Source organism: Peribacillus sp. NPDC096622 (assembly GCF_044762665.1).
In the GTDB taxonomy this organism is placed as follows: domain Bacteria; phylum Bacillota; class Bacilli; order Bacillales; family DSM-1321; genus Peribacillus; species Peribacillus frigoritolerans_B.
This window is the reverse complement of the sequence record NZ_JBIWES010000014.1, coordinates 1-21,905: the sequence shown is the minus strand read 5'-3', so window position 1 is coordinate 21,905 and position 21,905 is coordinate 1. Positions and strand designations below refer to the sequence as shown.

Below are 21,905 nucleotides of genomic sequence, written 5' to 3'. Positions count from 1 at the left end.
GATCACATGGAAGTATTAAAAAAAGAAGTGGAAATTAATAGGCAGCACTTGGAGGCAGTTCAGGGGGCTGGGTCAAATAAAAATGATGTAGAGATAAAAGGCGCGTTTAAACAATTTGGAGCGAATGTTGTCCTGAATGGCATTGACCTGGAGGTGAAACAAGGAGAGTTACTCACTCTTCTTGGTCCTTCCGGGTGCGGAAAGTCCACAACCCTGAACCTCATTGCTGGGTTCCTCGATCCAGATCGGGGCGAGGTCCATATTAAAGGCAATAATGTTACGAAGGTTCCGCCTTATAAGCGAGATTTAGGAATGGTTTTTCAAACTTATTCGCTTTTTCCCCATATGACAGTCTATGAAAATCTCAGTTTTGGCTTGAAACTGCGCAAGGTCGGTAAAGCTGAGCAAAAAAAGAAGATTAGTAAAGCGCTTGAATTAGTGAAAATGTCAGGATTGGAGAATCGTTATCCAAGGGAATTATCAGGAGGTCAGCGTCAGCGTGTTGCCATTTCCAGGGCACTTGTTGTTGAACCGGAGCTCCTTTTGCTTGACGAACCGCTTTCAAACCTTGATGCAAAGTTGCGGCATGAACTCAGGGCCGAGATAAAGCGATTACAAAAGGAAATTGGCGTAACGACCATTTTTGTGACTCATGATCAAGAGGAAGCTCTTTCCATGTCTGATCGAGTCGTGGTCATGAATGCAGGGAAAATTGAACAAATCAGTACTCCGACTGAGATTTACAATCATCCGAAGACAGAATTCGTCTTTCAATTCATCGGGAAATCGAATTGTTTTGAAGGGAATGTGTCTGCTGTGGATAAGCGGAAAGTTGCAGTCAAGATCGGTTCTGATATCACTCATGTCGACACAAATAACATCATGGGTAATGATCGTGATTTGAAAACCGGGGATGAGGTGAAGCTTTATATTAGACCAGAAAAACTGCAGATTGTTTCTCTTGATGAAAAGCCTTCATCACAGTTGGATTTCCATCGTGCCAAGATCAGCCAAATTAATTATCTTGGTACCTCATGGGAAATCAATGTTCTTTTACAGGGGAAAAGTATTCAAGTATTGACTTCCGCTTTCGATCCAACATGGCAAAATGGAAGTGAGGTGTTGATTGGATGGAGCCCAGCAGAAGTTATGCTAGTCAAGAAATAGAACAGCAAACGAGTCCTATTGAGCCGCAAAAGAAACCTAAAATCAAGAAAAGGAAAGTCTGGGTGCCGGGATTGCTCCTTTTAACGCCGATTCTGCTTTTCATATTTGGTTTCTTTGTCATACCGATGTTATACATTTTATATTTAAGCTTCATATCGACAGATAATCTTGGAGGAGCGGAGGCAGTTTATAGCCTAAAAAACTATACACAATTATTTTCCGATAGTTATTACTTATCTTCATTATGGCTGACAGTGAAGATCAGTTTATATTCGGTCTTGGTTGCTTTATTTCTTGGATATCCGGTAGCTTTGACAATGGCCAAAAGTTCAGCGCGGATCAGAGGGTATATCACTCTCTTGATCGTGTCACCGCTCTTGGTAAGTATAGTTGTCCGTAATTTTGGCTGGTACCTCTTACTATTGCCTAATGGAACGATTAATCAAACCTTAATGGCCCTTGGCATAATAGATGCACCATTGAAACTATTGTTTTCGGAAATCGGAGTTGTGATTGGGCTTTCCAATGCATATCTTCCTTTCATGATCTTATCCATCGTTGCAAGTCTTTATAATATTGATCCTTCTCTTGATAAGGCAGGAGCCATACTTGGGGCAAGCCCATTCAGAAGGTTCTTTTCCATTACATTGCCGCTAAGTATCCCAGGTATCGTATCTGGCTGCATTCTCGTATTCAGTTTGTCAATGAGTGCTTATGTTACGCCCGCACTAATGGGGGGAGCCAACGTGCCCGTGATGCCTGTTGTCATCTATGATCAAATTAATAACCTGCTGCATTGGACATTCGGATCTGCTCTTTCTTATATTCTATTAGCAACCACTGTCATATCGGTAGCCGTCTTTACCAGAGCATTTGAAAAAGGGAAATTCAAGGAGGTATTCCGATGATGAAAACGTTTGGCGGCCTTAGGATTGCAGTAGCCGTGTTGGCCATTATCTATATCTTGATCCCGCTCATTGTCGTTATTCCCGCTTCTTTTACAAGTGCCAATTATCCAAGTTTTCCGGCTGAAGGCTTTTCACTGCAATGGTATTCCAAGATTTTGGAGCGTCCTGAATTTTTGGAAGCATTTTTGAACAGTGCGAAGTTCGCAGCATTAGCTGCTCTTTTCTCCGTCATATTCGGAACTTTGGGTGCCCTTGGAATCGCAAAGTATGATATACCGGGAAAATCGTATATAACGGCCCTTTTAACTTCTCCATTAAGTGTGCCGCAATTAGTCTTAGGGATTGCACTCTTGATGTACTTTACACCAATGATGCTTGCCGGTACGTCTACAGGGTTTTTAATTGCCCATATCGTGATTTGCATACCATATGTCATGCGGCTCGTATTAACCGGCTTAAGTGGATTTGATTATAATCTCGAACGGGCAGCGGCCATACTTGGAGCGAATCCACTAACAGTATTCATGAAAGTGACACTGCCGCTTATTGGATCCGCGGCCATCTCAGGGGGATTATTCGCATTTTTGACATCATTTGATAATGTAACGGTCTCTCTTTTTATGGTATCACCTGAAATGAGAACGCTCCCGATCGAGATTTTCTCGCAAATGCAGGATGCCTACAATCCAATCGTTGCATCCGTGTCAAGTGTGGTTATTTTCATATCAGTCCTTCTGATCGTCATACTTGAAAAAATTCAAGGTGTCGGGAAAGTTTTTGGCGGTTCGCATCATACAAACGGTTAAAAACTTATATTTGACGTAGTAAACGATCATGCTGGCAAAGTTTTGATTTTTCTAAGAAACTCATGTATACGCTCCATTCAAATGAGCCAAACACCTTTTGGCAGCCAGTAGCGGCGCCGTTAGGACAGGGACAGAAGGATGAACCTGCTTTGCGATATGTTCCATACTGTATTGTGAAAGCAAAATCACTTCTGTCTTTCCATCCAATTGTTCCACCATCTTTTTAACCCGATCGTCATGTTCCTTTCTTTTTCCTTGTGATAATAAATGGATGATTCCGGGATCCACCAATGACTCGATCATACAGTCCGGATTCTTATTTAATAAGTAATTTTGAAGAGCGATCGGCGTTTCTTTTACGGTAGAAACCAGGCCGATGCTAGTGTAGCGAAGCGCTTCATCAAGCATGGCTTCATCTGAACGAAATAACTTTACAGAGTAAAGAGGTTGTAAAATTGCGGTGATGTCATTAAAGGCAGAGCAAGTAAGTTGGATGCATGAAACATCAGAATCATAGGCTATATTCACTAATGCAGAAAAGCGGCGGATGATTTCAGGAGTTAACTTGCCGCTCTTTTCCATCAAGGCGAGAAGACCCGTGTCCATGAAATGAAGGAGTTCAATGTTCGGTGCAACAGTCTGAAAGGCAGTTTCAATTGGTTTTAGTGCGGTTGTGGTTGCATGAATCAGTGCGATTTTCAAAAAAAAACCTCCTTTTCTTTCATCATTATATCTAGCAGAATCTTAAAATGCCATTATATTACATACGAATAGACCCTTTCCAAAAAAAAAAAAGGAAGTGAGAAGCATGGAGAAAGAAGCCCTGGTCGATCTTAGTCAGGTGATTCCAGGTGACAGAATGTTTCTTGATTTGGCAGAAAGGTATTGTTATAGCTATGACGCTTCTTTTGGGGAATATTTACCTGAAATCGTTATACAGCCAAAAAACGCGGAGGAAATCAGTGAAGTGGTTAAATTGGCTAATACTCACAAAATACCTGTTTACCCTAGAGGGTCAGGAACTTCGCTAAGCGGCGGCCCTTTACCTGTTAAAGGGGGGATGGTTCTCGATATGACCCTTTTGCGGGATAAATTGATCATTGATCGGGAAAATATGCTTGCCATTGTCTCTCCAGGTGTGATTACGGCAGATATTCATAAAAAGGCTGAAGAAGCCGGCTTATTCTATCCGCCGGATCCAAGCAGTTCCAATGTAGCCACAATAGGCGGGAATCTATTGGAAAACTCCAGCGGGCCAAAGGGATTGAAATATGGAACGACAAAAGAATATGTGATAGGTCTGGAGGTAGTCACCCCGACAGGAGAAATCATTCGTACTGGCGGAAAGACCGTAAAAAATGTAACAGGGTATGATTTGACCCGGTTGATCGTAGGATCGGAAGGTACTCTAGGCATCGTCACTGAGGCAATCATCCGCTTAATACCAAAACCTCAATCTAAACAAACATTTGTCGCCCACTTCAATCAATTGATAGACTCTGGCCATGCCATCACCAGCATTTTATCGTCAGGAATTCTACCATCTGCCCTGGAATTGATGGATAATGCATGCATCCGAGCTGTTGAAAGCTATCGGCCTTCCGGTTTGCCTCTTCAGGCAGAAGCCATTCTGATCATAGAAATAGATGGTCACCCATTGGCGATTGAGGAAGAAATCAATAAATGTGCCGATATATGCAGGGCTGAGGGCGCTTCCTACGTCAAGATAGCGGAGACAGAGGAAGAACGCCAAACCATTTGGAGTGCGCGTAAATTGGTTTCCCCGGCCATTACACAAATGGGCCCTACAAAAATTTCTGAAGACGCGACCGTTCCACGCAGTCAAATACCGGCGATGATGGAGAGATTAAACGAAATCCGGGAGAAATACGGGTTGAACTTGGTTGTATTCGGTCATGCAGGGGATGGGAACTTACATCCGAACATCATTACCGATAAACGAAATATTACGGAAATGAAAAAAGTGGAGCTTGCTGTCAGTGAAATTTTTGAAGCAGCAATCGAACTAGGCGGAACACTTTCCGGGGAACATGGAATCGGTACTTTAAAGTCACCATATATGGAAATGGAATTAGGAATATCCGGGGTGAATATGATGAAAAAAATTAAAGAAGCATGGGATCCCAATAATATCCTGAATCCAGGGAAGATTTTTCCTGATAAGGGACAGACAAGGGTCGTGTTGGTTACATGAATCTACCCGCCAAACCGAACGAGACGAATGCTGTCCAAAATTTATATTCAGATGCCTATGATTGGACAAACCAATGCGTAAAATGCGGATACTGTTTACCGGCATGCCCTACATATGAATCAATGGGTGTGGAATCCGCCTCTCCACGCGGTCGAATCAATCTAGTGAAAATGGCAGCCGAAGGAAAAATAGATTTCCAAAAAGATTTAGCTGAACCGATCGACTTATGTTTAGGCTGCCGTGCTTGTGAAACAGCATGTCCTGTTGGTGTGCCATACGGACATATACTGGAAGCGGCAAAAGAAGCCGTTGAAAACTCCGTATCAGCAAACAAAAAAAATAAAATGACAAAGATCAAAAAACTGGCATTGTTTCATCTTTTTCCATATCCAAAACGAATGAACAGGATTGGAAGTGCGGTACAGCTCTATCAAAAAACAGGCTTATCCAAGCTTATCCGATCATCTAATGTACTGCAAAAGGTTTCTCCTGCCCTTGCACATTTGGAACAAGCACTTCCAACCATCGAGTCTTCATCCAAACGAATCCGGACAGGTACGGTTATGCCGGCAAAAGGGGAAACGAAATTAAAAGTGGCATTTTTTGCTGGGTGTATCATGGATTCCATGATGTCACGAATAAACCGTCTTTCCATTGAGCTGCTTACCATAGCAGGGTGTGAGGTCATTCTCCCTGAAAATCAGAATTGCTGCGGTGCACTGCATTCCCATCAAGGTGAAACAAAACAAGCGAAAGAATTGGCAAAGAGGAATATCCAAGCCTTCATGCAAACGGATGCTGATGTAATAGTTAATAACGCAGGAGGCTGCGGTGCTTCGCTTCTTGAATATGGACATCTATTGGCAGAGGATCACGAATGGGCTGCGGCGGCAAGGGCTTTCTCGGAAAAATCAAAAGATATCAGTCAAATTCTTCATCAATTGGGGCCGCTTCCCTTCACTGAAGAATGGCAAGGCATCGTTTCCTACCAAGATTCATGTCATTTACGCAATGTTCAAAAGGTCCAAAAGGAACCTCGTTTATTATTGCAATCCATACCAGGTATTTCCTATGTTGAAATGGAAGGGTTTGACCGTTGCTGTGCATCTGGAGGCATTTACAATCTTCTCCACTTTGATGAATCCATGAAAATTCTTGATGAGAAAATGAAGAATCTTAAAGAAACGAATGCAACAACCATAGTTACGGTTAATCCTGGATGCCAAATGCAAATGAGCATTGGCATCCAAAGGGAGGGAGCGGCAAACCAAATGAAAAGTATGCACCTTGTTGAAATACTCGCCAAAGCTTGCAGCTTGGATTGAAAAAAAGGGATACTTCAAACTTCATAGGACATTACCCGTCAGTATTTCCTGCTCTTATGGGAAAATACTGACGTTTTTTTAATGAGGAAGGCGGATAAAACTTGCATTCAATAATGCAGTGCCATATGTACGAATGAAAAGATTGATTATATGCAATTATCGGCGCCGGTTCGCAAATGAAAAAAACCGTTCAATTATCTGAACGGATGGAATCAAATTAGATGTGTTAGTAAATGAATTTAAATTCCTGTTTTTATCCCAAAACCGATTAAAATTAAGCCAGTTGATTTTTGGAATGCTTTTTGGAATTTGGAGTTGTTCATCCATTTTTTTGCGTAATCAATTAGATAAACAAGAAATAGAAACCATAGTACAGCGAGCAAGGTTAAGATGAAAGCTAATATAATCAATTGCTGGTTTACATTTCCGTCCAAATTGATAAATTGCGGCATGATTGTAATATAAACTAAAACGGTCTTTGGATTAAGAATATTATTAAGTAATGCTTGCATAAAGGAATCTTTATTGTGCCGTTTTGAATACTTCGCAGGGGTATTTGCTTGTGCTTGAATTGCTTTTAAGGAAAAAGCGCTTTTTGCAAAGAAACTTTTTATCCCTAAGTAAATTAAGTAGGCGGCTCCCAAATATTTGATTGTACTGAAAAGAATCACGGACTTTGCAATGACAACAGATAGTCCAAGAATAGCAATAAGCGTCCAAAAAGAAAGCCCCGTTGCCATTCCGAGAACGGTATAACGTCCCGCTTTCGGACCATGGCTAAGCGTGTTTTTCACTAAGAGCATTGTGTCTGCTCCCGGTATAATAACCATCATTGCCACTATTGATATGTATGTAAGTAAGCTATCCATACTATTTCTCCCTCCCGCTTTTATAGTGGCTACTAAAGTAACTACTTATTAAGTATATTAGATGAAAATGGAAAACGTCAACAGCTTTTGCTAAAATATTAGTTACAAAGGTAGCAACTACGGTTGTGTTGGAGGGTTTATGAAAGAAAACATTTTAGAAACATTAAAAAATCTAAATTTTACCGAATATGAAGCGAAAGCATATCTTGCCTTATTGGAAGAATCGCCATTAACAGGCTATGCAGTAGCAAAAAACTCCGGTGTACCACGTTCAAGAATATATGAAATCTTGGATAGTCTCGCCATACGGGGAGATATTCTGGTTAGTCCTGGAAACACACCACAGTATACTCCTGTTCCTGCAAAGGAGCTAATAAAAAACCGTCGGATGAAAGCAGAAGAGAATTTTGAACTGGCAGAAAAATCATTAGCGGAGTTTGAACGGTCTGCAAATGATCGTGAAAATATCTGGAATATCATGGGACGCAATGAAATACTCGATAAGGTAAAAGCTTGTATATTATCTGCTGAAAAAAGAATACTCTTGGAAATTTGGAAAGACGAATTCGAAGAATTAGAACCGGAACTAAGACAGGCAGCAAATAGCGGGGTCAATGTAACAATTATTGCCTACGGGGAAATCGTCTGTGATTTTGCAAATGTTTACCTCCATTATATGGGTTATGAAATTACAGAAGAGTATGGTGGACGATGGCTTGTTATCAGTGGAGATGATTCTGAAGTAGTAGCAGGTATAGTCTCGCTTGGTAAAGATAGCCGTGCAGCATGGACCATGCATGTAGGTTTAGTGATGCCCATTACAGAAGTCATGATTCATGATTTGTATCTCATGGAAATCATGGAGAAACATAGAGAACTTTTAGAAGAAAGTTTTGGTGTAAACCTCGTCAATTTACGTAAAAAATTTTCTATTCATCCAGATAATAAAAAACATTACGTGGACTAGATTTGGTGCTTTTTTAGGTATATGTGCGGGTAAGTTTGAAGAAAAACAAAGCAACTCGCCCCCGGCACCCGACTGATTGAAGATACGAGATAAATTTAACTATATTAAAATATGGAAAAGGGTATAATAAAGAATGGAAATAAGCCATTTTTGGTAATGGGATTATAGTATCGGATTAACATTTTTGATATCATGATCACTAACAGAAGGAGAAATGATTCATTTGAATAATAAGGGAACAAAGAGTATCGATTTACCTGCCAACTATGAAGAATTAAAAAAATCTGCCAATCGGAAATCTAATTGGAGAGAACGTTTAGATGCAATCGAAGAATTAGGTCAGTCAAAAAATAAACAAGTAATCGACATCCTCACACATATCATGAATAATGATTCTGTATATAAAGTGCAAGAGGCCGCCTACCGTCAATTGAAAAGTTTAGGCGAAGATGTTCAATTGCCAGCAAGGAAAAAAGGCGAGTTGATTAAAGGGTTGACCAAAATACTAGTCAGGATCAAGAAAAGCCTACCAGAAAATCACACATATACTGATTTCAAAGACAAACTCCAGAAGATGAGAATGGATATTTATGATACCTATGAAGGTGAAAAAGGAGCAGACTTTGATAATTGGCTTGAAAATACGTGGTCAGCATTATCGAAAAGATAAAAGTTTATAGAAAAATAAGCAATATTTATGCTGGAGCAAAGTTTTTGCTCCTTTTTCTTATGGCTAAACAAAAGTTTTGACTATGGTATGCTAATATATTTAAAAGAGGAAGTATTTGGTTGTTTGCTTTAATTTGAAAACCGATAAATACATACGAATTCAGGGGAGAAAAGATGACAGATTATATTGAACTTTGGAAACAGGCAATGGCAGATCATACAGGAAAAATACCTAACAGACTAAAAGATGATGGTGCAGAAGAAGCTTTTTGGGCTTCCAAGGTTGCTGGGAAAAAACAACATAAAGCGGACCCTTATGCAAAAATTGTGCAGCAAGAGTTATTGGCATTATTAAAACAGGATGATCATGTATTGGAAATCGGCCCTGGATGGGGCAATTATACATTTGATATCGCAAAAGAAGTCAGGAAGCTAACTTGTATAGATAGTTCCAAAAGCATTATCAGTTTTTTGGAATCCCAGGCGAACGAAAAAGGTTTCGGTAACATGGAGTTGATTCATGATAAGTGGGAAAGTGAGACCATAAGTGACAAATATGATGTAGTGTTTGGTTTTAATTGTTATTACCGTATGACAGAAATCGGTCAAACCTTATTGAAAATGAATGAGTCTGCAGCCCGTTTAGTGATAGTAGGGATGACAACCGGACCGGAAAAACCACATTATATGGAATTGAAGCAAAGAGGATATACGATCAATTTAAGAAAGCGGGATTACATACACATCTTGAATGTTTTGTATCAACTTGGAATACTGGCAGACTGTAAGATCGTTAAATTGAAAAGTAAAAAAATCTATTCGACCTATGAAGAAATGCTTCGCGATAATACAACAAAAATTCTCGATGAAGATTTTTCCTATGATGAAGTAAAAACGATCCTTAATAAATATGTGGTGGAAAATCAAGGAAGCTTCGAATACGAATATCCGTTTCATGCAGCTTTGATGTACTGGAACCCAAGGTGAATTAAATATTAAAGTACCTTTTTCTCTGAGTTCTTTAGCTTCTTTTTGAGGTCCTTCAGGAAAAAGGTATTTTTTCTGTTGCATATTCGCAAAATAATATTAACAAGGCTACAAAACAATGATGATTAAACGGAGTGTGAATGATAAATGAAAGAAATATCCGAAAAGAGATTTTGTGAAACTTGTAAAAAAGAGACAGTTCATACAGTGACTGAAGATGCATTGGAAATAGAATATTCATGTAATGAGTGCGGTCAGCATCAAGACATTTTCAAGACATTTTTTTAGAAAATATTCGAACCAATTTGAATTTCAATCGAAATTTTGTTGCAAGGTAAGTATTTCGACTATGGTCATCTTTCTTTGGTATTTGGAAATGACCTCCCCCTAAGGGAATCACTCCCATTTTCAATTTTTTATTGCATATCCCCTTATTTAGAGCGGAACGAAATCCAGCTGAATAGTTTAAAGCCTGCCAAAACAAGCGGACCTATTCTAGTGGAATAGGCTTTTACCCGCTTCCCGCCACTGAGTTTGGCCTCCAACTTCAAAGATCGCTGTCCCAATTCCTTTTTTTCCTGAACAGGTCTGTGGAATGATCTACGTTTTAATAAACCCTTACAGACATTCGCCTTGTTACTAAAGCCGGGGTGGCCTTTGTTGAGAATTCATAGCCTATCTTTATCAAACAGGAACAACATTGAAAAATCAACTTCCGGTCATGGAACCCTTTTCCAATTGTTGGTTGATCAAAACATGAATGAAATTTCCAGCATTCAAAAAAATACTTAAATAGTCGTTTTAAAGACAGCAAACTGGGGGAGTCTTACGCATGTGACGGAGCAATTATAAAATCCTAAAAAAAAAATACAACAGAAGTAAAATTTTCTAATTTCATTTCAACGATTTACAATATGTGATATATTGCATATTGTATATTGATATTTTAAGGAGGTATAGCTGTTGGTGCATTCAAATTCATCACAAAAAATTAAACGTACTTCTGTACGTGAAGAAGCATATATGATATTGCGGGATTGGATTGTCCAAGGAATCCTGGCGCCAGGCCAACAATTACGCGACAAAGAATTAGCCGAACAATTGGGAGTAAGCAGAACCCCTATTAGAGAAGCACTTTTAAGGCTTGAGGATGAGGGATTTGTAGAGACCAAGCCAAGCCGTTCAACTATTGTTTCCCCTATTCGATTCGAAGGGGTATTAAACATTTATTCCATTGTTTGGACACTGGAAAAGCTGGCTATGGAACAGGCTTTTGATTTCATTGAAGAAAGACACTTAATTGAGATGGAAGCCATTAATCATGAAATGAAAAACGCAATCGACGAGGGAAATCAAATAGTGGCCGTCCAGAAAGATAACGACTTTCATTCCATTTACATCAATCTTTCTACAAATGATGAATTGAAGAGGATTCTATCGGGACTCAAACAAAAACTTATACGAATGGAACTGTTTTATTTCAATCAGGTAAGTGATGTTAACCTTTCCGTTGATGAGCATGATCAGATCATACAGGCAATTAGGAATGGAAATATCACTATGGTCCTAAAGGAGATAGAAAAGAATTGGAAAGAAAGTTACTATAGAATTCAAGCCCATACGGAACGTGTAAAAAGTGGGGAAGAAAAATATGAATAATGATACTTTAGTTGCTATATCACCTTCAAGAAATAAAGGGATTGCACTAGTACTGACTGGTGCTGCGTTATGGGGAGTGTCAGGAACGGCAGCTCAATATCTATTCCAGCAGCAAGGTTTCAGTCCTGAGTGGCTCACTGTTATACGCTTGTTGCTTTCTGGAATCATCTTAATGGGGGTCGCTTATAAGAATGAAAGACTGAAAGTTTTTGAGATTTGGAAAACTAAACAAGATGCGCTTCAAATTATCCTTTTTGCAATTCTCGGAATGCTCGCTGTTCAATACACATATTTTGCAGCAATTGAACATGGTAACGCAGCCACTGCCACAGTCCTTCAATACTTGGCACCGGCACTGATCACTTGTTATTTAGCCATTCGTTCCAAACGTTTTCCAGGCATTACCGTAAGTGTAGCTGTGATCATAGCGATTTTAGGCACTTTTTTACTTGTGACGGGAGGAAGCATACGCACACTCTCCATTTCCGGGTGGGCAGTATTTTGGGGAGTAACATCAGCCTTTGCCTTGGCATTCTATACATTGCAGCCTTATAAACTCCTTTCAAGATGGGGTTCAATGATTGTGGTGGGTTGGGGCATGTTGATTGGAGGCATATGCTTTAGCGTGATCCACCCCCCATGGGCATTTGAAGGCAAATGGACGTTATCTTCATTTTCAGCTGTTTTATTCATCATTATTTTCGGTACGATCATTGCTTTTTATTTTTATTTGGAAAGTACAAAATTCATCTCTGCTTCGGAGGTAAGTTTATTGGCTTCAGTTGAGCCATTATCCGCAACCTTGATATCCGTTTTCTGGCTGAATGTAACATTCGGTTTTGCCGAGTGGCTCGGCACACTCTGCATTATAAGCACCATTACGATACTATCAATCGTAAAAAACAAGTAATGTCATTAGTAAACCGGGCAAAATAATGGAATCTCTGCTGTAGTTTATTTTTACTTGGCGATAAAAACCAATAGCCTGCCCTGTAGGGGGATAAGCTTGAACATTAACGAAAGCTTATTTTACATGAGTTATATCCATACACTTCTAAAAAAAGCAATTACACTGCATGTGAATTGCTTTTTTTGTATTATTAGCAACCTTAAAACTATGTCGTTTACTTGAATACCTATATTTATTTTCAGCTCTTTATTTTTGGCACAGAACAATAACTAGATAAAATGCAAAAGGGCAACCCTGGTTGCCCTTGGATCTTACCTGTATATTGGAAATTAAAGAAAAAAGGGTATATGAGTCTGAATCCACTATTACCTTTTAAACTAAATGTAATTGAGATTTAGTAGAGTTTACCGTATTTCTAAATAATGTTTCAGAACCTTTGACGGGAAGAATTTGAGGGGCAGTGGCCTTAAAGATACAATAATGGCAGGGGGCATTATTAAATTCCGTTGAGCTTGTTTTAAGCAGTTGTACATAGCTTTACCGCCAACTGAATTGGCAGAGTGAATAGTAATTCGATTAGCAAATAGTTTTTCTTTGACCATCTTTTGTACAAGCATAAAACCATTCCTGGTTTTATTTAATAAATCATGGTCCAAGGAAAGATGTTCTATATCAAAGTTTTGCAATAGCTCTATACATTCGTCAATAGTCTCGACTAACACATAGCCATCGGGTGCTTTCCGATAGTCATCCAGAAAAACGCTAATTTTCTCCATTTCTACACTCCTTTCCTTTTGCAAGTGTGACTAAGAAAAGTCAAATAACCCCAAGAAAATATGGTTTATCTATTAAGTCTAACACAACAAAGTAAGAAGGGGGCATATTCGACGATTAATACTAATATACGACAGCCTTTTTAATAATATTCTATATACTTATCGTTGTCTGCTTCAACTAACGGATCTTTACTATAAGGAGGAACTGTTACGGAGCCAATCCCCTTAAACTATGTTGCATGGTTTGTAATAAAAAACGTATCGTCCAACTCATTGTGAAATATGGTACAAAACATCCACTTATAAGTTAACGATTGTAATAATTTGGGTAAAAGGTAATATCTTGACTAAAAGGAGAAGTGATATGTTACATCAAGACGAGATTTACCTTATACTTAGGGACAAAACGCTGCTGTTGGAGTTAAAGGAACAAATTAATGACTATCATATTTCCTACTTATCAATGATTAATGATCAGCTTTCATTGATTGATAATGCTCTAAAAGTATGTAACGTTGATTCCTTCACTATATCAAAAGGAGAAAACCAACATTTACTTATATAGGGGATCAATTTTTTAAAACTATAATAAACCAGCTTAGCGCCCTCTGAGAAAGGCGCTTTTTTAATGGGCAAAGCAGTGTCAATTAATAGGCCTCGGTTAAAAAATCAATTCACTGATAATTTCAGGGGCATAACTCCATGTTCTGGTTAGTTATATAGCAAGCGGGACCTTATTTATCACCTACAGCATTGTGATGATGGTTTTTTTCATTTTTATAAGCAGCAATTTTAGCAGCATCTCCAATGCTTTCAAGTGTTGCCGTAGCCATCTGTTCTCTAATGCGGATGATATGGGCATTCATTAGTTGCTTGGCTTTGTCCGCGTCCTTTAACGCGATAGAATAGTAGATTTCTTTATGTTCTTGAAGCGTTTCTTGAAAATGACCTGGTTTTGCGAAACGATGCCGTCTGGTGGCACGAATCGTATTTTTCATTTGATCACTTAGAGTATGGACCAATCCAGCAAATATGGAATTGTTTGTGGCTTGTGCAATACTATGGTGAAACAGCAGATCTGCTTGCAAGCCTAATTCTTCATCATGTTCCGAACGTGCCATTTCTTCTAGAGCTTTAAGGATATTTTGTAAATCAAGAGAGTTAGCTCTCTGCGCAGCAAGAAAAGCACACTCCGTTTCAATTACTCGGCGGACTTCAAGCATTTCATAGACCATGTTGTCCTCAGCTTTGATGATTGAGTTGGTTAGCTGTTCGATCAGTGACTGAACATCAGATTGTCTGATAAATGTCCCATCACCTGGTCTGACCTCAATGACTCCGTTAATCTCCAATACTCGAAGGGCTTCTCTGATAGATGTTCGACTCACTTTAAAACGATTGGACAACTCCCGTTCAGGGGGTAATTTATCTCCAGGTTTCAATTCCCCGCTAATAAAAGATTCCTTAATTTGATTGAAGATGATTTCGTACACTTTGGGGGATTTAACTGGTATAGAATCCATTACTTCCTTCACATCCTTCCATAACAGCCCTAAAAACATGTTGGTACGACCATTAGTGAAATCATTCTAACAAGCATTCATTTATGAAGCAAGGGGATAATCGCAATATAAAAGTCATTTCAATCGGTTAGACCAATATGGTAAATAGATAATTGTCCAGATTCAGTCAAATCCCGTTCATTTGGGTATTAAAGGCCATTTAAGTTTTTGTTATTAGGATGGAAAATCAACAATAAACACTGACAAGTAAGCATTTATTTATGGAGAAAAGCATAAATGGAATAATTGTTGAAAAAGTCAAAAAATTTAGTATAATGAAAATTGGTTAGACCAATTATTTGGTAGCGATATCATTTAAAGCCATTAAGGAGGGTAAACCATCTCTCGATACTATAGTTGAAGAAATGAAGGAGAAACTAAATCTCGGTATAGGTTCGACCAAAGTTTTTGATATAACAAAAACGGATGATATAGCAGAAAGAAGGAGAATGGAATGGAAGCGGCTAGTGTAAATTTAATCAACGATTTAAAGGAAATTCTTTCGGAAAGTCAAGTAACGGAAAACCAGACAGTAAGAGAATTACATGGCAGGGATGAATCATATCATGCTGTAAGTCTTCCTGATATTGTTGTATTCCCAGAAACCGCACAGCAAGTTAGTGAAGTTGTGAAATTGGGGAATAAGTACAAAATTCCAATGGTTCCTTTTGGGTTGGGATCAAGCCTCGAGGGACATGTCATACCGTACAACCATGGCATAACTATTGATTTTTCACTAATGAATAAAATCCTGGAAGTGCGTGAAAACGATTTTCTCGTAAAGGTTCAGCCAGGCGTAACGCGTTCTCAACTAAACAAAGAATTGAAAAAATACGGTTTGTTTTTTTCCGTGGATCCGGGGGCTGATGCCACTCTAGGCGGAATGGCGGCAACAAATGCAAGTGGAACGACATCAGTTAAATATGGTGTGATGCGTGACCAAGTCCGTGATCTTGAAGTGGTGCTTGCAGATGGTTCGATTATACATACTGGCAGTTTAGCCGCTAAATCATCATCAGGCTACCATCTAAACGGCCTTTTTGTTGGTTCAGAGGGAACCCTTGGCTGCTTTACGGAATTGACGTTAAGAGTTTACGGAATTCCTGAGCACGTTATGGCGGCAAGAGCATCATTTCCGGCATTGACCCATGCGGTAGAAGCTGTTGTATCCATTTTGCAGTCAGGTGTTCCAATAGCAAGGGTGGAACTTGTCGATGAACCATCAATGAAGCATGTTAACCTTTATAGTGATACAAGCTATAACGAAGCGCCTACACTATTTTTGGAATTTCATGGCAATGAAGCCGGGTTGAAGCAAGACGTAGAGTTCACTAAGGAAATAGTAGCTGAACATAATTGTCTCGATATTGAATTTGAAACAGATAATGCTGCCAGGAACCGCCTATGGGAGGCTCGCCATAATCTTGCCTATGCTTATATTCATGGCAACCCTGGAAAAAAACTGATGGTGACTGATGTCTGCCTTCCGATTTCAGAGCTGTCCGGTGCAATTCACCACGCAAGGGAAGCTGTTGATTTCCTTGGCCTTACCGGTGGGATCGTCGGCCATGTAGGCGACGGGAACTATCACGTACTCTTAATGATCGATAACAATAATCAAGAAGAGATTAAAAGAGCTGAACAGCTAAACGAACAAATTGTCCTATATGCCCTTGAGCGTAAAGGAACATGCACAGGCGAACATGGTGTTGGGGTCGGTAAACAAAAATATCAGAAAAAAGAACATGGAGACTCACTGTTTGTGATGGAAAAAATCAAATTAGCCCTTGATCCGGATAATTTATTAAATCCAAATAAAATATTTATGCCAGAAAGAGTGTGATGGAATGAAAGTATTAGAGGCATTCAGTACATTAGCCGGAAAATATTTTGCTGTTTGGGTTATCTTGATATCCGTCATCGCCTTTATTTTTCCTGAGCCATTTTTGGGATTGGGAGGCTATATTACAATATTGCTTGGCGTTGTCATGTTTGGAATGGGGCTCACTTTGAAGGCAGTTGATTTTAAAATCGTCATCACTAAACCACTGCCCGTGATAATTGGAGTTTGCGCCCAGTTTATCATCATGCCAACTGTGGCATTCCTAATTGCGAAACTCATGAATTTGCCAGCTGAATTAGCTGCAGGTCTGGTTTTGCTTGGCTGTGTACCAGGCGGAACAGCCTCTAACGTTATGGTATATCTGGCTAAAGGGAATGTACCTTTGTCGATAGCTATGACTTCGGTATCAACTTTACTGGCCCCAATCATGACACCACTGCTTCTGCTTTTGCTGGCAGGACAATGGATGCCGGTTGATTTTTTTGATATGTTTAAGTCCATTATACAAGTTATCCTTCTTCCAATTGTTCTAGGTTTGGCCATTAAGCGGTTTTTCCCTGTAATAGTTGAAAAAAGCTTGACCGTTTTACCACTTATTTCGGTAGCAGCCATTATTACTATTGTAAGTGCAGTAGTCTCAGGCAACGCAACTAGCATTGCTGCTTCCGGATTCCTTATTTTTACTGCCGTGATGCTTCACAACGGATTTGGGCTACTGTTTGGTTACTTAGCAGCAAAAATGCTTGGACTTGATGAAGTGAATAGAAGAGCGATTTCGATTGAAGTGGGCATGCAGAACTCCGGGTTAGGCGTTGCGCTTGCCACTGCACATTTCGGCCCGCTGGCAGCACTTCCAAGTGTCCTGGCTGCTGCATGGCACAATATATCCGGACCAATTCTTGCGACTTACTGGTCTAAAAAGTCTGCTGGCGAGAGTATAAAGGAAGCGCCAGTCCATCCGGTGGAGAAAAAGCTTTAATTATATTTAAGTTAAAAAAAATCCCATGCTCCCAGCAGGGATTTTTTTGCTGCTTATAAACTCCCATCATTTAAGTAAAGGGGTTCTGACTTTTCACTAACTGCTTTTTATCAATTTGCTTAAACGCCTTTTGAAATATTGAAGTAGGTCATAAGATAGGTACGACATAGAAATTATAAGGAGTGTCTCAAATAGTTTTAAGAATAAATTGTCAGATATATGATCCATTTTTACTGTCGATAAAATCAAATCAAAAATATCGATGAAGACTACATGAACAATGTATATACCCAGGGCTCTTCCTCCTACTTTAGTAATGAACAAATCCTTGCCCAATGTTTTATTATTTAATGCAAATAAAAAAAGAAATGCAGTTAAAAAGATAGTGGAAATAAAATATTCACCATGGCTTCCTGATAATATCTTATCTAACAAGTATCCCTCTACCACTTGGACAATAAAGAAGATAAAAATTAATAATAAGAAGGTTTTGGCTGTTATTGCTCTTGCCTTTTTAAAGAATTCATCATCCGCAAAGAAGAATCCCAAAGTTGTATAAAAAAGACCTATGAATAAAGCATCTCGCGTACTTAGAGGAAAATCATAGAACACCGAATACGATTGTCCGAAAAGACCTAACAAGTTTAATACTAGGCTGATGGTTAAAAGAAGCCTTACTTTTTTTAACTTTAAAAAACCGAAGAGAATGATAACACTCCAAATTAATGCGGTTAAAAACCACAATTGGTATCCGCTAGTCCCAGTTCCGTAATAAATCAGGTCAAGAAATGAAAAATGATTAATGTATTGCTCAAATTCCTTTGGTGCATCGGTAGCATCTTTATAAAGAATAAGAACATCATACATCATATAAAAGAAGAGCCAGCATAAATACAGTTTCAAGATCTTTATAATATACCTTTTAAAATAATCAAAGGAATCCCTTTTATGCATCATCTTTTTACCGAACAAATAACCAGATGCAGTAAAGAAAAATGGCACCGCAAACCTTGAGATGTTATCGAGAATAAATAGACCAATCTGGCTATCCCTGGGGAATACATGAATGATTACAACAGATAATATTGCAAAAAATTTAATAAAGTCAATCGCGTTATTTCTTTCCATTTGTTCACCCACTTTTACTGTCATTGGTTATTCCCTATATTATGTGCACCAAAGAAAAATTTATTTTTATCTTTTTGAACCCAATTACGAGATACAGTAAGAGACTTAAAGGAGGGGAGATGAGTGCATCACCTTGCGGATAGTCATATGTATGCCAATGTTCGATTTAAATTGGCTCTTACAGAATAATCCTGTAATCATGCCTATTGACGATAGGAAATGTGGGAACTACCTGATTACAAATTGCAAATTGATATCTCATTATTGCTGTTCAAAGACCAAGAGTATAGAAAGGTGCTAAACGCATTATTTTTCAGCGCCGTATACATTTTCTACCGGGGTTATTACAACCAAGACATTTATTATGAATACTATGTTTTATTTCTCCCAAAACAGTTATGGTTTTTTAACCTCTCCTTATCTCATTGTTTCTTTATACAGATTACGGGTATATAAGAGAAGATAGAAAAAGTAGATGGGGAGTAGATTTCGATGAAAGTAATTTTTATTCTAGCTCTAATTGTAATTGCATATATAGTATATAAAAAGATTGTTAAACGAAGGTAGATACAATGACTAAAACAGCTCTTAGAAGAGGATTATACATTTATGCATTGGAATTCTTTAGGTTTTTTTATTTTTGCGGGTGTTTTACTTTAAGAGTTGCCTGCCACTTTTTTAACATTTGCGAAATGTTTGACAAGAAGAAGAATCGTTTATCCCTTTTAGTACACAGCCCATATTAGTTAAATCCCAATTTAATAAATCGGAGGTATGAATATGTTAAACAAATTTAAAAAACTAATAAATGATCCAAAAGTACAAAAAACAGTAAAAGAAAAGGTAGTCCCTTTGGTGAAAAAAGAAATTGAAAAAAGAAAAACAAATAAAACATAATTCTAAATACGAGTCAATGCTCTAATAGGTCATTTTCACTTTTTTATTTGTTGAAAGTCAAAAGATTCCCCAACTTTCGTATTATCAATAAGCACAGTAACTACTTTCAATACTTAAGGAGTTTTAAAGTTATGGAATTCGTTGAATCGTAGAGACGGTATTTTTAAGGGGTGAAGCTTTATCTCTCAAAAATTCATTAACTTAATGGGTGCTTTACTTCAATAAGAAGTAAGGCTTTTTTTCTTTAACTATAGGGGCATGTTAATTGAACGATAGGTAGGGGTGATCGTATGAAATATATTAGTCCTGGTTGGGGTTATTTCTTTAGAGGATGCTTTGATTAGAAGTATTATATATCGAAATGCGTTAACGCAGTATGGTTGTTCAAAAATTTTCTGCGATAAACTGAGTGGTGCAAAAAGACAGCTTCCTAGTTTAGAGGAAGCACTTTAGTATGCAGGTGAAGGCGATATAATTGTTGTTTGGCGATTGGACTGATTGGGACGTAACATGCAAGATTTGATTCAAATTGTGAACAGCTTAAATAAACGAGGCCTAGGCTTTCATAGTCTGCAAGAAAATCTTACAATGGACAAAACAAACGATAAATGGATACTATAATTCAATTTGATGAATCAGGTTCTTTTAACCATGCAGATGAAGGGCGTTTAACAGGTGTATATTACTTTAATATTGAAGAAATCAGACCGTTTATGGAATCACAAGGATTTGAAAGTTTGTAGCTTATAGGATCAAATGCAGGTGCTATTTTAACAGATGAAAAACTGGAGTTACTGGATAGACAAAGGAGGGCAAGAAGTAGATAAAATAATAAAGTTACTTATAGAGAATGCATCAGACCCTTATACCCTTGGAATATCATCACACTTACTTTACATTGGAAGAAAAAAGGGATGATAAATTGCTCCTTAATGAACTAACGGGTGGTTAGTTTAAGTTCAGAGCTGTCTTTAAGGCAGCTTTTTTTCTTTTTGCAACTATCGGGGTAGGATAGTTAAATACAAATAAAGTTATTTAAGAATGTCAATTCTCTTATTCAATAATCTGTCCAGATTATTGGATAAGAGCAGGAACTTTTGGGAAGGAAGCCGAAGTTAATATCATGCTTGTGTTATTCAATAAACTTGCAGATTAGTGTGTTAATGAATAAGTGATACTACGTAATAATAGTATTTCACGTACAAAATTAGCATTATTCTTTCAACCTTCTTGTGTAATCAAACCCCTAAATCTAATTATAAAGGAGCCCAAAGTTATGGAAATTTCTAAGGGAGTAGAGATGCTCCATCTTGAATTTCATGGGAATATTATTCATCCAACGCTTTTATGGGATCAAGAAATGGCTGTTTTAATAGACACTGGATTCCCTGGACAAATTAAAGATTTACGCGTGGCAATGGATAAGGTAGGAGTGTCGTTCGACAAACTAAAAGTTGTGATTTTGACGCACCAGGATATAGATCACATAGGTATTCTTCCTGAGATATTACAGGAGTGTGAAAGTAATATTAAAGTATATGCTCACGATCTGGATAAGCCTTATATTCAAGGGGATTTACCTTCTTTGAGAGACGGTCAGGATTTACCTCTTTTGAAAGACGGGCACCTAGAGAACCCCCCGAAGGTTAAAGTAGACGATACCTTGAAAGACGGTCAAGAATTGCCTTATTGGGGCGGCATTCGTGTCATCCATACTCCAGGGCATACTCCTGGCCATATCAGCCTATATTTAAAACAAAGTAAAACACTCGTTGCCGGGGATTCGATGTACAGTGTAAACGGAATAATTGGGGGAATTCATGCCCCAACCGCACTGGATATAAAGGCGGCTCAACTCTCCTTGAAGAAATACATAGACATCGACATTGAATCAGTGGTTTGTTACCACGGAGGATTAAGTAAAGGAAATATTAATGATCAGATTCAAAAAGTAATTTCATATTAAATTTCTAGAACCTTCTTCAACTATCGGGCACTTTTAATGGAGTAACGAAAAAAGCCCAATTTCTCAATTTTAATGCTGAGAAATTGGGCTTTTTAATATCGAAATTTCCTTAACGTTGTATCAGCATTTTCCTGACGGTACCCCTTATAGAACTTTTGCGATTCATGGATGGCTAACGGGGCAGCATTCCTGTAATAACTGAAAATGAGGTTTGAACGAAAAAAGACCTCTTGATAAGATGAATGTGTCCTGAGCTGGCCAGCTAAAAAGGA

At 38.4% G+C, this 21,905-nt stretch carries 20 protein-coding genes and 2 pseudogenes; 16 read left to right on the top strand and 6 right to left on the bottom strand.

What is annotated here, in order from left to right; translation table 11 throughout:
• Positions 1-6: 6 nt before the first annotated feature.
• The 3 genes from ACIQYG_RS21105 to ACIQYG_RS21095 are packed head-to-tail and all read left to right on the top strand — an operon-like array spanning position 7 to position 2,881.
• Positions 7-1,167: an ABC transporter ATP-binding protein gene (locus ACIQYG_RS21105; protein WP_402842041.1), complete on the top strand. Its 1,161-nt coding sequence runs from the start codon at positions 7-9 to the stop codon at positions 1,165-1,167.
• Complete coding sequence (locus ACIQYG_RS21100; RefSeq protein WP_402842038.1) at positions 1,131-2,075, top strand: ABC transporter permease; 945 nt, start codon at positions 1,131-1,133, stop codon at positions 2,073-2,075. Before ACIQYG_RS21105 ends, ACIQYG_RS21100 begins: the two co-directional genes overlap by 37 nt.
• Positions 2,075-2,881, top strand: a complete 807-nt coding sequence (locus ACIQYG_RS21095) for an ABC transporter permease (protein WP_142244692.1) — start codon at positions 2,075-2,077, stop codon at positions 2,879-2,881. The genes ACIQYG_RS21100 and ACIQYG_RS21095 overlap by 1 nt, the downstream gene beginning before the upstream one ends.
• Before the next feature lie 60 nt (positions 2,882-2,941).
• On the opposite strand, the gene ACIQYG_RS21090 is transcribed toward ACIQYG_RS21095, so the two are convergent.
• Positions 2,942-3,583: a hypothetical protein gene (locus tag ACIQYG_RS21090; RefSeq protein WP_402842036.1), complete on the bottom strand. Its 642-nt coding sequence runs from the start codon at positions 3,581-3,583 to the stop codon at positions 2,942-2,944.
• A 106-nt stretch (positions 3,584-3,689) separates the two neighbouring features.
• On the opposite strand from ACIQYG_RS21090, the gene ACIQYG_RS21085 reads away from it, so the two are divergent.
• Together ACIQYG_RS21085 and ACIQYG_RS21080 are read left to right on the top strand one after the other, a co-directional pair.
• On the top strand, positions 3,690-5,096 hold the full coding sequence (locus tag ACIQYG_RS21085) for an FAD-binding oxidoreductase (protein WP_402842033.1): 1,407 nt from the start codon (positions 3,690-3,692) through the stop codon (positions 5,094-5,096).
• Positions 5,093-6,421 (top strand): (Fe-S)-binding protein, encoded by a 1,329-nt coding sequence (locus ACIQYG_RS21080; RefSeq protein ID WP_402842030.1) that lies wholly within the window; start codon positions 5,093-5,095, stop codon positions 6,419-6,421. Before ACIQYG_RS21085 ends, ACIQYG_RS21080 begins: the two co-directional genes overlap by 4 nt.
• Positions 6,422-6,660: 239 nt before the next feature.
• Here the strand turns inward: ACIQYG_RS21080 and ACIQYG_RS21075 are convergent, their stop codons facing one another.
• Complete coding sequence (locus ACIQYG_RS21075) at positions 6,661-7,290, bottom strand: homoserine/threonine efflux transporter (RefSeq protein ID WP_402842027.1); 630 nt, start codon at positions 7,288-7,290, stop codon at positions 6,661-6,663.
• Between the two features lie 139 nt (positions 7,291-7,429).
• Between ACIQYG_RS21075 and ACIQYG_RS21070 the strand changes: the two genes are divergently transcribed.
• From ACIQYG_RS21070 to ACIQYG_RS21050, 5 genes are all read left to right on the top strand, one after another.
• On the top strand, positions 7,430-8,257 hold the full coding sequence (locus ACIQYG_RS21070) for a TrmB family transcriptional regulator (RefSeq protein ID WP_402842024.1): 828 nt from the start codon (positions 7,430-7,432) through the stop codon (positions 8,255-8,257).
• 214 nt (positions 8,258-8,471) lie between these two features.
• Positions 8,472-8,927 carry a HEAT repeat domain-containing protein gene (locus ACIQYG_RS21065; protein ID WP_402842021.1) on the top strand — a complete coding sequence of 152 codons (456 nt, stop codon included), beginning with the start codon at positions 8,472-8,474 and terminating at the stop codon, positions 8,925-8,927.
• A gap of 173 nt (positions 8,928-9,100) precedes the next feature.
• Entirely contained in the window at positions 9,101-9,913 is an 813-nt protein-coding gene (locus ACIQYG_RS21060; RefSeq protein ID WP_402842019.1) for a methyltransferase domain-containing protein, read from the top strand.
• A 966-nt stretch (positions 9,914-10,879) separates the two neighbouring features.
• Positions 10,880-11,572 (top strand): GntR family transcriptional regulator, encoded by a 693-nt coding sequence (locus tag ACIQYG_RS21055; protein ID WP_402842162.1) that lies wholly within the window; start codon positions 10,880-10,882, stop codon positions 11,570-11,572.
• A complete protein-coding gene (locus ACIQYG_RS21050) occupies positions 11,565-12,482 on the top strand; it encodes a DMT family transporter (protein ID WP_402842017.1) in 918 nt (305 codons plus the stop codon). Before ACIQYG_RS21055 ends, ACIQYG_RS21050 begins: the two co-directional genes overlap by 8 nt.
• 404 nt (positions 12,483-12,886) lie before the next feature.
• Here ACIQYG_RS21050 and ACIQYG_RS21045 read toward each other — a convergent pair whose 3' ends face one another.
• Complete coding sequence (locus tag ACIQYG_RS21045; RefSeq protein WP_402842014.1) at positions 12,887-13,258, bottom strand: cyclic-phosphate processing receiver domain-containing protein; 372 nt, start codon at positions 13,256-13,258, stop codon at positions 12,887-12,889.
• 364 nt (positions 13,259-13,622) lie between these two features.
• Here ACIQYG_RS21045 and ACIQYG_RS21040 point away from each other — a divergent pair, with 364 nt between their 5' ends.
• Positions 13,623-13,823 carry a hypothetical protein gene (locus ACIQYG_RS21040; RefSeq protein WP_402842011.1) on the top strand — a complete coding sequence of 67 codons (201 nt, stop codon included), beginning with the start codon at positions 13,623-13,625 and terminating at the stop codon, positions 13,821-13,823.
• Positions 13,824-13,992: 169 nt separating this feature from the next.
• Here ACIQYG_RS21040 and ACIQYG_RS21035 read toward each other — a convergent pair whose 3' ends face one another.
• Positions 13,993-14,781 (bottom strand): FadR/GntR family transcriptional regulator, encoded by a 789-nt coding sequence (locus ACIQYG_RS21035; protein ID WP_402842009.1) that lies wholly within the window; start codon positions 14,779-14,781, stop codon positions 13,993-13,995.
• A gap of 493 nt (positions 14,782-15,274) precedes the next feature.
• Here ACIQYG_RS21035 and ACIQYG_RS21030 point away from each other — a divergent pair, with 493 nt between their 5' ends.
• Together ACIQYG_RS21030 and ACIQYG_RS21025 are read left to right on the top strand one after the other, a co-directional pair.
• Positions 15,275-16,663 carry an FAD-binding oxidoreductase gene (locus ACIQYG_RS21030; protein WP_402842007.1) on the top strand — a complete coding sequence of 463 codons (1,389 nt, stop codon included), beginning with the start codon at positions 15,275-15,277 and terminating at the stop codon, positions 16,661-16,663.
• A 4-nt stretch (positions 16,664-16,667) separates the two neighbouring features.
• Positions 16,668-17,642, top strand: a complete 975-nt coding sequence (locus ACIQYG_RS21025) for a bile acid:sodium symporter family protein (protein WP_402842004.1) — start codon at positions 16,668-16,670, stop codon at positions 17,640-17,642.
• Positions 17,643-17,738: 96 nt separating this feature from the next.
• Here ACIQYG_RS21025 and ACIQYG_RS21020 read toward each other — a convergent pair whose 3' ends face one another.
• On the bottom strand, positions 17,739-18,782 hold the full coding sequence (locus ACIQYG_RS21020) for an acyltransferase family protein (protein ID WP_402842002.1): 1,044 nt from the start codon (positions 18,780-18,782) through the stop codon (positions 17,739-17,741).
• A gap of 111 nt (positions 18,783-18,893) precedes the next feature.
• Between ACIQYG_RS21020 and ACIQYG_RS21015 the strand changes: the two are divergent.
• The 3 genes and pseudogenes from ACIQYG_RS21015 to ACIQYG_RS21005 all read left to right on the top strand — a co-directional run.
• Positions 18,894-18,984: pseudogene (locus ACIQYG_RS21015) on the top strand (metal-dependent hydrolase); the annotation flags it as partial.
• 989 nt (positions 18,985-19,973) lie between these two features.
• Positions 19,974-20,270, top strand: a pseudogene (locus tag ACIQYG_RS21010) (recombinase family protein); the annotation flags it as partial.
• A gap of 673 nt (positions 20,271-20,943) precedes the next feature.
• Complete coding sequence (locus ACIQYG_RS21005) at positions 20,944-21,633, top strand: MBL fold metallo-hydrolase (RefSeq protein WP_402841999.1); 690 nt, start codon at positions 20,944-20,946, stop codon at positions 21,631-21,633.
• Positions 21,634-21,725: 92 nt separating this feature from the next.
• On the opposite strand, the gene ACIQYG_RS21000 is transcribed toward ACIQYG_RS21005, so the two are convergent.
• Positions 21,726-21,905: hypothetical protein (locus ACIQYG_RS21000; RefSeq protein WP_402841997.1), on the bottom strand; the 180-nt coding region annotated here is incomplete at its 5' end.

What these genes read in the sequence shown, in the direction of transcription:
- ACIQYG_RS21105 (WP_402842041.1), top strand. Translation starts at nt 7, where the DNA reads ATGGAAGTATTAAAAAAAGAAGTGGAAATTAATAGGCAGCACTTGGAG.
- ACIQYG_RS21100 (WP_402842038.1), top strand. Translation starts at nt 1,131, where the DNA reads ATGGAGCCCAGCAGAAGTTATGCTAGTCAAGAAATAGAACAGCAAACG.
- ACIQYG_RS21095 (WP_142244692.1), top strand. Translation starts at nt 2,075, where the DNA reads ATGAAAACGTTTGGCGGCCTTAGGATTGCAGTAGCCGTGTTGGCCATT.
- ACIQYG_RS21085 (WP_402842033.1), top strand. Translation starts at nt 3,690, where the DNA reads ATGGAGAAAGAAGCCCTGGTCGATCTTAGTCAGGTGATTCCAGGTGAC.
- ACIQYG_RS21080 (WP_402842030.1), top strand. Translation starts at nt 5,093, where the DNA reads ATGAATCTACCCGCCAAACCGAACGAGACGAATGCTGTCCAAAATTTA.
- ACIQYG_RS21075 (WP_402842027.1), bottom strand. Translation starts at nt 7,290, where the DNA reads ATGGATAGCTTACTTACATACATATCAATAGTGGCAATGATGGTTATT.
- ACIQYG_RS21070 (WP_402842024.1), top strand. Translation starts at nt 7,430, where the DNA reads ATGAAAGAAAACATTTTAGAAACATTAAAAAATCTAAATTTTACCGAA.
- ACIQYG_RS21065 (WP_402842021.1), top strand. Translation starts at nt 8,472, where the DNA reads ATGATTCATTTGAATAATAAGGGAACAAAGAGTATCGATTTACCTGCC.
- ACIQYG_RS21060 (WP_402842019.1), top strand. Translation starts at nt 9,101, where the DNA reads ATGACAGATTATATTGAACTTTGGAAACAGGCAATGGCAGATCATACA.
- ACIQYG_RS21050 (WP_402842017.1), top strand. Translation starts at nt 11,565, where the DNA reads ATGAATAATGATACTTTAGTTGCTATATCACCTTCAAGAAATAAAGGG.
- ACIQYG_RS21045 (WP_402842014.1), bottom strand. Translation starts at nt 13,258, where the DNA reads ATGGAGAAAATTAGCGTTTTTCTGGATGACTATCGGAAAGCACCCGAT.
- ACIQYG_RS21040 (WP_402842011.1), top strand. Translation starts at nt 13,623, where the DNA reads ATGTTACATCAAGACGAGATTTACCTTATACTTAGGGACAAAACGCTG.
- ACIQYG_RS21035 (WP_402842009.1), bottom strand. Translation starts at nt 14,781, where the DNA reads ATGGATTCTATACCAGTTAAATCCCCCAAAGTGTACGAAATCATCTTC.
- ACIQYG_RS21030 (WP_402842007.1), top strand. Translation starts at nt 15,275, where the DNA reads ATGGAAGCGGCTAGTGTAAATTTAATCAACGATTTAAAGGAAATTCTT.
- ACIQYG_RS21025 (WP_402842004.1), top strand. Translation starts at nt 16,668, where the DNA reads ATGAAAGTATTAGAGGCATTCAGTACATTAGCCGGAAAATATTTTGCT.
- ACIQYG_RS21005 (WP_402841999.1), top strand. Translation starts at nt 20,944, where the DNA reads ATGGAAATTTCTAAGGGAGTAGAGATGCTCCATCTTGAATTTCATGGG.